This window comes from Breznakia sp. PF5-3 (assembly GCF_029504745.1).
Taxonomy (GTDB): domain Bacteria; phylum Bacillota_I; class Bacilli_A; order Erysipelotrichales; family Erysipelotrichaceae; genus Breznakia.
The window spans coordinates 1-14,048 of record NZ_JAQFIQ010000054.1 but is presented as its reverse complement, the minus strand read 5'-3'; the positions used below and the strand labels follow the sequence as shown (position 1 = coordinate 14,048).

General features: G+C 30.9%; 14 protein-coding genes. 2 read left to right on the top strand and 12 right to left on the bottom strand.

The features are described from left to right. Positions 1–50 precede the first annotated feature (50 nt). Both M2475_RS10430 and mnmE read right to left on the bottom strand, forming a co-directional pair. Positions 51–818: a TatD family hydrolase gene (locus tag M2475_RS10430; RefSeq protein ID WP_277491400.1), complete on the bottom strand. Its 768-nt coding sequence runs from the start codon at positions 816–818 to the stop codon at positions 51–53. A gap of 11 nt (positions 819–829) precedes the next feature. Next, complete coding sequence (gene mnmE, locus M2475_RS10425; RefSeq protein ID WP_277491399.1) at positions 830–2,158, bottom strand: tRNA uridine-5-carboxymethylaminomethyl(34) synthesis GTPase MnmE; 1,329 nt, start codon at positions 2,156–2,158, stop codon at positions 830–832. A gap of 97 nt (positions 2,159–2,255) precedes the next feature. On the opposite strand from mnmE, the gene M2475_RS10420 reads away from it, so the two are divergent. Beyond that, a complete protein-coding gene (locus tag M2475_RS10420) occupies positions 2,256–3,632 on the top strand; it encodes an NAD(P)/FAD-dependent oxidoreductase (RefSeq protein WP_277491397.1) in 1,377 nt (458 codons plus the stop codon). Between the two features lie 35 nt (positions 3,633–3,667). Here the strand turns inward: M2475_RS10420 and M2475_RS10415 are convergent, their stop codons facing one another. The 3 genes from M2475_RS10415 to M2475_RS10405 form a co-directional block, all read right to left on the bottom strand. Next, complete coding sequence (locus M2475_RS10415) at positions 3,668–4,429, bottom strand: ABC transporter permease (protein ID WP_277491396.1); 762 nt, start codon at positions 4,427–4,429, stop codon at positions 3,668–3,670. 1 nt (position 4,430) lies between these two features. After that, a complete protein-coding gene (locus tag M2475_RS10410; protein ID WP_277491395.1) occupies positions 4,431–5,291 on the bottom strand; it encodes an ABC transporter ATP-binding protein in 861 nt (286 codons plus the stop codon). Between the two features lie 133 nt (positions 5,292–5,424). Beyond that, on the bottom strand, positions 5,425–6,351 hold the full coding sequence (locus M2475_RS10405; protein WP_277491394.1) for an aldo/keto reductase: 927 nt from the start codon (positions 6,349–6,351) through the stop codon (positions 5,425–5,427). A gap of 110 nt (positions 6,352–6,461) precedes the next feature. On the opposite strand from M2475_RS10405, the gene M2475_RS10400 reads away from it, so the two are divergent. Continuing rightward, a complete protein-coding gene (locus tag M2475_RS10400; RefSeq protein ID WP_277491402.1) occupies positions 6,462–6,980 on the top strand; it encodes a DUF5662 family protein in 519 nt (172 codons plus the stop codon). Positions 6,981–7,037: 57 nt separating this feature from the next. Here the strand turns inward: M2475_RS10400 and M2475_RS10395 are convergent, their stop codons facing one another. From M2475_RS10395 to M2475_RS10365, 7 genes are all read right to left on the bottom strand, one after another. Continuing rightward, positions 7,038–7,826, bottom strand: coding sequence for a hypothetical protein (locus M2475_RS10395; protein ID WP_277491393.1), 789 nt, complete (start codon positions 7,824–7,826; stop codon positions 7,038–7,040). Between the two features lie 908 nt (positions 7,827–8,734). Next, the gene (locus tag M2475_RS10390) at positions 8,735–9,343 is read right to left on the bottom strand and encodes a hypothetical protein (protein ID WP_277491392.1); all 609 of its coding nucleotides are present in this window, start codon (positions 9,341–9,343) and stop codon (positions 8,735–8,737) included. An 11-nt stretch (positions 9,344–9,354) separates the two neighbouring features. Further along, positions 9,355–10,227, bottom strand: coding sequence for a ParB/RepB/Spo0J family partition protein (locus M2475_RS10385; RefSeq protein ID WP_277491390.1), 873 nt, complete (start codon positions 10,225–10,227; stop codon positions 9,355–9,357). Continuing rightward, positions 10,220–11,002 (bottom strand): AAA family ATPase, encoded by a 783-nt coding sequence (locus M2475_RS10380; RefSeq protein ID WP_277491389.1) that lies wholly within the window; start codon positions 11,000–11,002, stop codon positions 10,220–10,222. The genes M2475_RS10385 and M2475_RS10380 overlap by 8 nt, the downstream gene beginning before the upstream one ends. Before the next feature lie 16 nt (positions 11,003–11,018). Beyond that, positions 11,019–11,780: a ParB/RepB/Spo0J family partition protein gene (locus M2475_RS10375; RefSeq protein WP_277491388.1), complete on the bottom strand. Its 762-nt coding sequence runs from the start codon at positions 11,778–11,780 to the stop codon at positions 11,019–11,021. Further along, positions 11,773–12,495, bottom strand: a complete 723-nt coding sequence (gene rsmG, locus M2475_RS10370) for a 16S rRNA (guanine(527)-N(7))-methyltransferase RsmG (RefSeq protein ID WP_277491387.1) — start codon at positions 12,493–12,495, stop codon at positions 11,773–11,775. Before rsmG ends, M2475_RS10375 begins: the two co-directional genes overlap by 8 nt. A 606-nt stretch (positions 12,496–13,101) precedes the next feature. After that, positions 13,102–13,782, bottom strand: a complete 681-nt coding sequence (locus M2475_RS10365; protein WP_277491386.1) for a LytTR family DNA-binding domain-containing protein — start codon at positions 13,780–13,782, stop codon at positions 13,102–13,104. Positions 13,783–14,048 lie beyond the last annotated feature (266 nt).

Here is a 14,048-nt window from a genome sequence, read left to right as displayed (position 1 = left end):
ACAAATATATAATTTCTATTTTGAATATCTTTCGCATTTCAAAGTAGGAATCATAAAGTAAAAAAAGTTTTATAATTTTTTTGCATTTGGTCCGCTAATACTTTTTTATCAACATTTAAAAGTTCTGCCACTTTATCGAATGTATAAGTTACATATTTAGGTTCATTCTCTTTCCCCCGAAAAGGATGCGGGGTTAAAAATGGTGAATCACTTTCAACAAACATTCGATCCATTGGTACAACCGCAGGAACATCTAATAATCCACGTGCATTTTTAAACGTAAGTGGTCCTGCAAATGAAATATACCCGCCCATTTTAATTACTATTTTTGCCGTTTCAGCACTACCACTATAACAATGCATCAAAAACTTTGTTTTACAATGCTCCTTAAGTATATCAAGGGTATCTTTTGTTGCATCACGCATATGAATTAAAATGGGATATCCATAACGATTTGCCAAATCAATTTGCTTAATAAACAATTCTTTTTGTGCATCTGCAATCGTATGATCATAATGATAATCTAATCCTATCTCACCAATTGCAATAATTTCTTTGTTGCTTATAATTTGTTCTAATTCTTTTAAATCTGATGGCTTAATATCCTCTAAATCTCCAGGATGAAACCCCAAAGCTATATCAATCATAGATTCTTTTTTCTGATATTCTTTTGCACGATAAAACTCTTCAAGGTTTGTACATATAACCAAAATTTTATTAAATCCTGCTGCTTTCGCATCTGCAATAATTTGGTCAATCCTTGAATATAAACGATCAAATGTTAAATGTGCATGTGTATCTATTAATTTATAGTTCATTTTTTACTCTCCTACTTACCTAAGCAAAATTTTGAAAATAAAGTATCCAAAAGATCATCTTTACTAACTTCACCAATAATATCTTTTAGTGCGTAATATGCTTCTTGCAAATCAATAGTAACAAGATCTAATTCCATCTCTTTTTCAAGAGCTTCCATTGCTCTATGTAACGCTTGTTTTGCTTGCTGCATAAGTGCCAACTGCCTCTCATTTTGAAGCATTGGCGTTTGATAGGCTTCATGATACTGTTCATATTTTTTATTTAAAGTATCCATGAGCATATCAATTTCTCCATCTTTTGCACTGATATTAATGCCATCGTGTTTACTTATATCTTTTTTATTATAAACAATTATTCGATCCTTTTCTTCAGTCAAGCTAAGCAATTGATTATCTTTTTCATCCTGCTCTTTACTACCATCCAATAAAACAATTACAAGCTCTGCTTCAGCAATCATTTTTTTACTCTTTTCAATTCCTATTTTCTCTAAATCATCTTCACTTTGATGAATCCCTGCTGTATCCACCAAATGCAATGTAATATTATCCAAACGAATACTTCCTTCAACCATATCACGAGTCGTTCCTTCAATGTCTGATACAATTGCTTTATCCTCTTCTAAAAGCGCATTTAAAAGACTTGATTTACCAACATTAGGTTTCCCTACAATTGCTGTTTTGATTCCCTCTTTGATTACTTTTCCATTTTGGGCTTTTTTTAAAATCTCATCCATATCTGCTATGAGCAATCTACACTTTGGCAATACAGTTTCATTGCTCAACATTTCCACATCATCATATTCAGGATAATCAATATTCACCTCGATGTTGGCAATGATATCTAAAAGCTTCTCAATTAGTGGATCCATCAATTTGCGAACACTTCCTTGAATTGCTTGAATTGCCATTCTAGCATTATTCTTATCTTGTGCTAAAACCATATCATTGATTGCCTCAGCCTCTGTCAAATCAATTTTACCATTTAAAAAAGCTCGTTGTGAAAATTCTCCACGATTTGCTAACCGCGCTCCACTTTCCAAACAAAGGCGCAACACTTCCTTAGTAATATATGTACCACCATGGCAATTAATCTCTACCATATTTTCTCCAGTAAATGATGTAGGCGCTAAAAAAACACTCACCATAACTTCATCAATTTTTTCTTTGGTTTGTGCTTGCACAACAAATCCATATTGAATCGTGTGAGATTTCATCTTCATAATATCAATTGTTAGAATCTTATTAGCAATCTCTAAAGCATCTTCACCACTTAAGCGAACAATGCTAATTGCCCCCTGATTTAATGCCGTTGATATTGCAACAATGCTGTCATTTATCATATGCTATTCTCCAATGTATTATTTTTACTATTATACCATAGAAATTAATAAGAAATAATACTTGCCTTTTTCTCTAAAATACATATACTTTAATAGGATGGTGATAAAGATGCAATATGATGTAATTATTGTGGGCGCTGGACCTGGAGGTATATTCTCTGCTTATGAACTTATCAAAGAAAACAAAGATTTGAAAATCTTAGTTTTAGAAAGCGGAAACCCTCTTGCCCAAAGAAAATGTCCAATTGATGGAAAGAAAATCAAAACCTGTATCAAATGTAAACCTTGTGCCATTATGAAAGGTTTTGGTGGTGCTGGAGCATTTTCTGATGGAAAGTATAATATCACAAATGAGTTTGGTGGAAACTTACACGAATATGTAGGAAAAAAAGAAGCCTTAGAATTGATGAACTATGTAGATGACATCAACATGAAATATGGTGGTAGTAATGCCCGAAAGTTCTCTACTGCCAATTCTTCTTTAAAAAAGAAATGCCTAGAAAATGATTTGCATTTGCTAGATGCATCCGTACGTCACTTAGGTACAGATTTAAACTATATAATCTTAGAAAATTTATATGAAGAATTAAAAAATAAAGTTGAATTCAAATTTCACAAACATGTAGATAAAATTCTTGCCAATACACCTTATGAAGTATATGTGAAAGATGAGCTTTATAAAGCCAACCAAGTAATTATCTCTACTGGCCGTAGTGGTTCAAAGTGGATGCAAGAAATTTGTAATAATCTTGCTATTGAAACTAAATCAAATCGTGTTGATATTGGCGTGAGAATTGAGTTGCCTGCCGCTATTTTTGAAACCATTACAGATGAAGTATATGAAAGTAAAATTGTTTATCGTACCAAAAAATTTCAAGACAAGGTTCGTACCTTCTGCATGAATCCCAAAGGAATCGTGGTAAACGAAAACACCAATGGTATTATCACAGTAAATGGACACAGTTATGAAGATGAAAGCAAATTCAGTGAAAATACAAACTTTGCTTTATTGGTATCTAATCACTTCTCTGATCCATTTAAAGATAGTAACGAGTATGGTGAAAGCATTGCGAAACTTTCCAATATGCTTGGTGGTGGCGTGTTAGTACAACGTTTTGGTGATTTGATACGCGGACAAAGAAGTACCCCTTCAAGAATTGAAAATGGCTTTGTAACACCGAGTTTACAAGCTACCCCAGGAGACTTGAGTCTAGTAATTCCTAAGCGACAAATGGATGATATTATTGAAATGCTCTATGCTTTAGATAAAATTGCACCTGGAACAGCAAGTGATGACACACTACTTTATGGTGTAGAAGTGAAGTTCTACAACTTACAAGTCGATGTTGATAACAATTTAGAAACAAAACACCCAGGTTTATATGTAATTGGTGACTGTAGTGGTGTAACCCACTCCTTATCACATGCGAGTGCAAGTGGAATTTATGTTGCACGCCAAATAGCAAACAAATAAAAAACGTTCACATCATAATATGATGTGAACATTTTTTATAAGCTTTGTATATTTAGTTGTCGTAATGATAAAAATCCAAATACGACGATTTTAAAAATATTACCTACTAAGTCACACATAAATGCTAGTGTGGGATCATAATATGCATCTAATTGTAGTATCGGTGTCAAAAATGTTGACATAATAATATTTGCCACAATTATTAATCCTAAGAAAATTAAAACTGTTTTTGATGTTCCTTTTGTAAATATCGTTGCTGTATAAATTATCACTATTACCGAAGCATAAGAAATAATAGATGAAAGTAAATGAAGGAATGGTGATATACCATCTACATCTCCCAGCCAATAGTCTATACTAATAAGTCTATCAAGCATGGAACCTATTCTACTCACTTCACCATAAAATAATGATGCCACAAATACTGGGATAACTATAATTATCAACATCAATAGAAACGAAGCAATCATCGTTGCCCCTATTTTCGCAAAATATAACTTTGTACGATTCACTCCTGAAGCAATCATTAACGCCATTACATTATTCTTATAATCAATTGATAATGCATGGAAAGGATAAACAAGAAGAAATATGAAAGAGATAAAAAACGTAAGCGTGGATATTCCTCCAAACCCTGACCCACTGTAATAATGATTATTATAAAGATTGGTTAATCCATTATAGAGTTGCAGCGTAAAAATTAAATTTGAAAACCCCAAAACCATTGCAATAATCATATACTTTTTATCATTGAAGAATTTATAAAACTCCATTTTAAATATTATCATAGCATTCATACTAATTCATTCTCCCATCTAAACTACTCGTCTTTGACATCTCAATAATCGTAATATTCTCAACACTTGCTTGTTCTTGTACCTTCGCCCAAGAAGCTTGTTCAATACTTGCTCTTATTTTGCTATCACGTACTTCAAAATTAAACTCACATGCTTTCATGATTTCTATAAAACGTACATTATTAGTTGTATCAATCAATCGAATTAACGTCTTACTTTCTTCTTCTAAATCTAAGAAATCAATTATTTTCCCATGACTTAAAATATGCACTTTTTGACATAATGATTCTAGATCATTTCTCACATGACTTGATATCAACAAGGTTGTACCTTCATCTTTTAATTTCAATAAATAGTTTTTAAACCATTTTACCGTTTCAAAATCAAGACCTCTAAACGGTTCATCCAATATTAAATACTTTGGTTTATTTAATATTGCAATCAATAATATCAATTTCTTCTGCATTCCATACGAATATGTTTTTACAGGTCTATCCAATACCGCATAAATATCCAAGTCTTGCGCAAGTTCCTTTGCATAAGATTCATCCAAACATTCTCTCAATTTTCCAAAATAACGAATATTAAACCATCCACTACGATCTTTATATACAGACATACCATCTAATACTAAACCTACATTTTTTAGTACAGAATTATTTTTCTTAACCAGTTTATCATCCATATAAATATTACCCTCATAATTTGTGATAATATTACTTATACTTTTAAATAACGTTGTTTTTCCTGCTCCGTTCTCCCCAACTACACCATATGCAACACCTTCTTCAAATTGAAGGTCTCTTACATCTAATGCAATTAAATTTTTATATTTTACTATTAAATTTTCAATTTTAATCATCTTCATATTCCTCTCTATCTACTAACCATTATATCCTACATTAATATAACGAACAAATTAGAAAAAAAGTTTCAAAAATAGAAAATTAATCAATAAAAAAGATGCATAAGTATACTTATACATCTTTCATCGCTTACGGTAAAATTCTACCAATTGCTTTGATATATATTTCGTACCAATCTTCTCTAGACAATTCAATATCACAACCTGCACACATCTCTTGTATATGTTTCGCTTTTGTAGTACCAAAAATAGGTTGCATATTGGCAGGGTGTCTTAATATCCAAGCAATAACAATTGCTGTCTTGCTAACCTTATACGCATCTGCATAAGCTTGTAAACAATCATTAAATTCCTGATAATCTGGATTATCTAGATATGTTCCTTCCTCCCATGATGCTTGCATAATCGACCATGGTTGAATAGTCACTTTCTTTAAACGACAATATTCTAAAATAGATCCATCATGATCAATCGCTTGTTCTTCTTTCATATTTACGAACAACCCATTTGTTACCATTCCTGCATGAATAGGACTAAACTGCAATTGATTAAATAATAGTTTTTGCTTCACTTCACTCTGTAACAATTCCATTTGCATAGAATTCATATTAGAAACACCAAAATATTTTACTTTTCCGCTATCATACAATTCTTGAAATGCATCTGCTACTTCTTTTGGATCCATTAATGTATCAGGACGATGCAATAATAAAATTTCAATATGATCTGTTTGTAAACGTTTAAGACTTTGATTAACCGAATTAATGATATGTTCTTTACTAAAATCAAAGTAACCTACTTTTCCACGGCGAATTGCACACTTTGTCTGAATAATCATCTTTTCACGATATTCAGGATGCTTTTTTAATACTTCACCAAATAGTTCTTCACTTTTTCCACCACCATAAATATCTGCGTGGTCAAAAAAATTAATTCCTTCATCCAAAGCTACTTTGATTAACTCTGCTAATTCATCAACTTCCATTTCAGAAATCCGCATACATCCAAATGCCAACTGTGACACTTTTAAATCTTCTGCTAACTGTAAATATTTCATATCTACCTCCATGTATATACTCTCATTCTATACTATTCTTTTCTATTTTGATACCCTTTATTATTTAAAAGAATAGTGGTAAAATAGCAATGTTTGAAAGGCAGGAATTCATGGGTGATTTCTTAGGACATTTATCAACAATTAACCGTCATAAATACAGAGTTACAAAACTCTGTTTTCGTTGTGGTTTATATAAACAAGGATTATTACATGACTTATCTAAATATTCTCTTATCGAATTTAAAGCAGGCGTTAAATTCTATCAAGGAAACCGCAGTCCTATCGATCGTGAGAAAGAAGTGCTTGGATATTCAGAAGGATGGCTTCACCATAAAGGAAGAAATAAACATCATTGGGAATATTGGCTAGATAATGCAAGAGATGGGATTAAACCTATTGAAATGCCAACTCGTTATGTGATTGAAATGTTTTGTGATCGTGTTGTAGCTTCACAGATTTATCAAAAAGAAAACTATCACGATGACAGTGCACTAAATTATTATTTAAATGGACGTGACCATATTATGATTCATCCAAATACTGATAAACTCATCATGCATTTACTAACCTATCTCAGCGAACATGGATTAGATGAAACTGTTGCCTATATAAAAACAAACCTCCGCTAATTGACTATTCAATTAACGGAGGTATTTTTTATCATCTTGAGAAGATACTTAAAGGATTTAATTCAATCTCAACTTTTCTATATCCTCATATGGAACAATCATTTGATTATAGTCACCTGCTCCTCTTATTCCATGTACAGTAATTATTAAAAGATGATTTTTTTCATAATATGAGTATATTGTTATATCTGTATTTCCAATATAACTTGTAGTATCTATATCTTGTAAAACTTCTAATACTTTTTCTTTCGTATATGGCTTAAAATCCTTTTCAGTAAAAGTATCTTTCCCATCTACGTCTTCTCTATCTTTTTGATTATATAAGCACGCTTCCATATCTTCATTTACCTTATATAAATCTGTAAATCTTATTTTTTTACCATTCTTTAAATTTACATTCAATGTCGATATAACATCTGTGGGATGTGCTGTACCTTTGACAAAATACAATGCTTTAAATTTAATACTCAGAACATCTTTATTTGCATACCATTCATATTCCACTAAAAAAGACATATCATTATTGTTCAATATATTACTCTTTGTATACACAGACAGTGCTTCATTTTTAATCAACTCATTAACATTATCCGAAAAAGATGGGTTCAACCCTGTAATCTCTGGATATTGAATGCTTATTTTCTTATTATCCTCCATTGTTTCCTCATGTATGATACTTTCTACTGTAATGTTAGGGTTTTTATCTCCACCCAATGTTATATCATGGTTTACAACTTCTGCACTACAAGTTATATTTTCAGTGGTTTCTTTCTTTTTGTTTTGCTTGGTACAACTACATTCTAGTAAAGACAATATAAGAAACAATATGATTAGTTTGTATTTCATTGATTGTACCTCCTTAATATATAACTTTACAAGCTTCATTATAGGACTTTTGTCTTTTAGGAAGAGTTGGTATATCTCCAGCATTAACTATTTTTAACACAGCTTCTACAGTGCCCCCGTTATCAATAATTGCATTTATATCATGATCATCAAGATTTTGCCATAATCAAGAAATAATCAACATCCTTTTGCAGATGAGATTCCAAATCAGATAATATAGAAAAAGTATCATTTTCACATGATACTGATTGTAATATCGATTGTAGAGTACTTTTAGATATTTGTGATGAATTGTTTATTTCACATACTTTAGATTGAAGCTTATGCAATATTGTTACCCTCGTGTTGACAATATCTAAATTGGATTTTAACATCATATTTTCACTTCCTTTATACACTTATGACGTAACCACTTAAATTAGCGTTCCCCTTCCATTTGAAAATCCAATCAATTCCTTGTAGCTTTTTCAAATATCTTTTCTACACTTATTATCAACTACCCTCTTAACTAAAAAGTTTCTATGAACACTATTAACGGTACATAAGTAGTAATATTATGAATTATATAATTTCTTTTGCTTTTTGAATAATAAACGCTTACAATTCCTTCATTTTTTTGCTCTTTCATTGCTGTAATGTTATTTTTTAATTACTAGCTTTTCCATATACTGTTTTGATAGCGCAACAATACCAAGTGTATTTCCCTCTTCAATAACAATATTAAAATGAGTTTTTGCTTCTTCAAACCGCTGTAGTCCATATAAACATATCGCTAAATAAAAGTGGTGGCAAACCATACTATATTTTCTATCAATATTTTGTACTTGCTTTTCTGCATCAAATGCTTTTTCAAATTCTTTTGTATAAATATAATATTTACATTTTTCTCGATTTAATAAATCGTTTGCTTATTTCCTTTTTGATTTCATTAAATATTCACATATTAACGTATAATATCGATCTACTTCATCCATATTTTCTCTCCACTTTGCAACATAAAGATGAGCATTCAAATAATAATATTTATCTCGTTTTATATATCTTAAAATACTTGGTTTTTCAATTAATGCAACCACCTCTTCATCCTTATTATTCACACTTAAAGCTGCTATATAATATTTAAGCATCGTTATTCCAATAGTTGAAGTCCCTAAGAATTCATATCCATAAGACATGATATCTTCAAACAAAATACTATCACATTGATCCAATAAGATGGAAAGATATTTCATCATTAATTTCGCAACTATGCGATAGTAAATAAAAATAGGTAATAATATACCAAACCATAAAATACTAAACCATAAAACAACAGCTGGAAATCCTGCATCTGAAGATAAAGAATATAGGTAATGATTTTTAGATGTTTCAACAAAATAAGGATATCCAAACAAACTTGGCATAACAGCTTGTAAGGATAAAGATATTGCAATACCTAAAAAGATTAGAAGCACTTTAGCTCTTCTAATCTTTTTTCTACAGTTGTATATTTCAATATGAATTTCTACTTCACTCATATTCGTTCCCCTTATTCTTCTTCCAATAAACCTAATAATTCTAATATTCTATTCAAATCATCTGTTCCTTTATATTTAATAATTAATTGTGAATCATCAACAACTACTTTTGTTTGTAATTTATCTTGGATGGTTTTGATTACACCATCGTAAGCCGTATTATGCGTATCCGTATTCTTTTTCTTCACATAAGGACTTTTCATATCTTTAATCAGTTTCTCAACTGCACGTACACTTAATTTATCTTTGATTGTTTGTTTTGCTACCAAAAGAATATCTTCTTTATCATCCAAAGCCAACAAAGCTCTTGCATGACCCATGGTTAATTTTTTATCAATCACATACTCTTGTACTTTTGCAGGAAGTTTTAGTAATCTCAACAGGTTTGTAACATGTTCTCTTGACTTACCTACCTGCTTTGCAAGTTGTTCTTGTGTATAACCAAGTTTATCAATTAAGTTTGAAAATGCAATTGCTTCCTCTATTACATTTAAATCTTCTCGTTGAATATTTTCTAGCAGTGATATTTCCATCATCTGTTGATCATTAAACTCTACAACAATAGCAGGAATCTCTTTAAGACCTGCAAGCTTTGATGCTCTTAACCGACGCTCCCCAGCAATCAATTCATAGCCCTTTACGCTTTCTTTCACAAGAATAGGTGTAAATATACCATGAACCTTAATTGACTGTGCAAGTTCCTCTAAAGCAGCCTTATCAAACTCTTTACGAGGTTGATAAGGATTCGGTTTAATCTTTTTCACATCAATCATCATCGTATCATTGATACCCTCAACTTTTCCTTGTTGAATATCCTCTAAAATATCATCAATGTTTTCTCCAAAAATAGCAGATAAACCTTTTCCTAACTTATTATCACTCATGACTCTCACCTCGATTTGCCTTTTCAACTTCTGCTGCTAATCCCGCATATGCTTTTGCCCCTTCACAACGAACATCATATTCAAAAATTGACATTCCTCTTGAAGGTGATTCAGATAAACGAACATTACGAGGGATGAAAGACTTATATACTTTTTCTTTAAAATGTTTTCTAACCTCTTGTTGTACTTCCAAAGAAAGTTTCGTTCTAGCATCAAACATGGTTAAAACAACACCTTCAATCTCTAAATCCTCATTAAATAATTGTTGCACTAAACGAATCGTTAAAAGCAATTGCATCAAACCTTCCAGTGCGTAATATTCACATTGTACAGGAATGATTACTGAATCCGCTGCAGTTAATGCATTTGTATTCAACAGCCCCAAAGAAGGAGGACAATCAATGATAATAAAATCATACTGATCTCTCACCTTATCCAGTTTATTTTTTAATAATTCTTCTTTTCCTGTTTCGTATTGTGCCATCTGTAAGTCAGCCCCAGCTAAAGATATATTTGCTGGTACCAAATCAAGTGGTGGGTTTTGAATCTTTTTCTTTACCTGATTCACTTCATAATCTTCCATTATAAGATTATAAACACTCAATTTGCTATTATCATTACTTGCTCCTACACCCTGTGTAGCATTTCCCTGAGGATCAAAATCCACCAACAATACTTTTTTTCCTAGATAGCCCAAACCACTCGCTAAATTAATAGCCGTCGTTGTCTTCCCTACGCCACCTTTTTGATTTGATATTGCAATAATCTTTGCCATAAGCTTCCACATCCTTTTACTTTTTAATTCGAATTTCTATAATAACATCTTCTGCACTTTCTTTTTCATCAAAAGAAATTTGCAGTCCACTTTTCTCTACCATCTCACAAGCTTTTTTTATCGTATTCACACCAATCTGAACATTTCGTGAATATCCTTTTTGGATACTTTTTTCTTTTTGATTTTTCATTGACGTAGACTTCACTGCATTTTCTGTTTGTGCAACCGTCCACTTATTTTTTATAATCTTAGATAAAACCTCATTTTGTTTTTCGCTGTCTAATGACAATAAAGCTCTTGCATGTCGTTCACTAATCAGTTTTGATTCAATTGCATTTTGTACATTAACATCTAAATTCAACAACCTTATCTTATTAGCAATAGATGGTTGTGATTTTCCAATCTTATCTGATAATTCTCCTTGCGTCATATTATTCAACTGCATAATTCTAAGATATGCTTTTGCTTCCTCAATAGAACTAAGATCCTCTCTTTGAACATTTTCAATGAGTGCCATATACATACTTTGAGAATCACTAGAAGAAACAATATATGCAGGAACTTTTGTATATTCTAAATACTTACAAGCCCTTAAACGCCTCTCTCCTGCAATCAATTCATAATGGTTTCCCTTTTCCCGAACCGTAAGTGGTTGCACCAAACCATTTTCTTTAATTGACACAGCCAACTCCTCAATTGCATCACGATCAAAAAATACTCGTGGCTGATGAGGATTTATTTCAATTTCATCAATATTAATCTCTCTTACTTCACTCATTACTACCTTTACTCCTTAAGGGATGTTTCTTTATCTGTGCAAATGCACGAGGATATTTTTTAGGGGTACGCAAAACTTTACGGATAATCAAATTATTCCGTTCATTCCCATTTAAATCCTGAAAATTTATACCTTCCAATTCACAACCCAATATCTTTATTGCATCATTTGATTCATCTATTTCTTGTTTTGCATTTGGTCCCTTCATTGCAATAAACAAGCCATTCACTTTTGTCAATGGGATACACAGTTCACACAACATTGCTAAATTTGCTACTGCTCTAGCACTTACAATATCAAAGGCTTCACGTTTTTCCTTAACATAATCCTCTGCTCTTGCATTTATAATCATTACATCATTAAGCTTAAGTTTATCAACTAACGCATTTAAAAACTGACAACGTTTCTGTAATGGCTCTACAATCCAAACTTTTAAATCTGGATATACGATTTTTAATGGTAAACTAGGAAAACCTGCTCCACTACCAACATCACAGAAAGTGCCTTGAATTTCCACACCATAAGACATCAAAATACAATCAAGGAAGTGTTTTTCATAAATTTCATCTTCTTCCTTGATTGCTGTTAAATTCATCTTTTGATTCCATTCTACTAACATAGCTGCATATATTTCAAATTGCTGTTTTTGATATTCACTCAAAGCCTGATTATGATCCTTCAAATTTTCATAAAACTGGTTTTTTTTATTTCCCATCATAACCCTCACTTTACGATTTACATTATATCATAAATCATACATTATGATATCAAAAACATAAAAATAGGACCCATTATTATTTCTTCTAATAACGAGTCCTATTAACAATTTATGTTTTCCAAATTTTTCTCCTTCTATAATAACCCTATTTCAAGAGTTTTGCAGATAAATTACTATTTATCTAATATTTGTTTCTTACTTTACCTTTACCACATTTCCTTTTCCTTTGTACTTTCTTCTTCAATTACTCATACACATGTGATAAAAATTTACTATTATCATGTTTATCCTTTTTTCTTTCTTGCCATTGTTACAGCGCTTATGTAATAATATCGTAATACTCCAAAACTAATTTTCTTTTCGTTGAATATATTCACCTTATAAAATATAGTGGATAATGCCTACATAACAATATTACTATTATATATTCCTATTGCTCTATCATTTTATTTTATAATCTTTTTCATTCAACTCACTTACTTTCCCATTGGTCTCAGTCCTTTCTATAATTAAATGAATATTTTACCCAATTTCCTTCTTCTTGCTTACCTATATTATAATAAAAAAAAGCCATATGTTAAGAGCATTGGCTTTTTTGGTAAGTTATTTGGAAAGATCGGTTTTCTTACGAATGAATTCTAGCAATTTAGGCTTACGAGAACGTGAAATTGGCAATCGCATATGATTATTAAGCTCTAACTCATCACCCTCAATTTTAAAAATGTATTCATAATTTACCAAGATACCACTATTGATACGAACAAAATCATATTCTTCAAACTCATGTGCTTTTTTTGTAACACTACCACGTTCATAGAACTCACCTTTTTTGGTGTAGTAGATTAAGTTCTTATCTTCTTTTTCAATATAATAAATATCATGAAACTTTAAACGCAAAGTAATTCCATTGTATGAAAATAGGTATTCACTATGTTTCAACAAACGACTATTAATCAAATTTTGAAGATCCATTAATTCATTCTCCAAATTTTCACGATGAATTGAAAATACCCTTCCATATAAATTATTAACATTTGCATATCCATCATGACATAAATAAATAAAAATACTATTTGTTTTTTCAAAATTCAGTGCACTGGTAATTCGTACATTGTTATATGCTTCGTTTAATATGATTACATCATAATCTTTCGTTGGATCTTTTACAAGATCAACAATTTTTTCATAAAACACAAACGTGAAATCTTCCTTTAAAATTTTACGCATCATGAAAATTGCATCTTTTGCTATTTTCTCTTGTTCAACAATAACAATTTTCAGCATACACCTTCCTCCTAAGCAATATTATACACTAAACTTCTCACACAAGAAAACGATTTCTACGAAATCATATTAAATATAATGATTTAATATCAAGTACTGTTCTTGAAGTTTTGTAAGATATTTCTTTTCCCTATCTTTTCTTAAATTTCAAAATATTCGATTTAAAAAAATATATATCTTTTTTTATATATTTTTTACTGTTTTTTTATTATGCGAAATTACTTAACATTCCATTTTTTTGTTTTTAGAAAATTTTTAAAATTAAA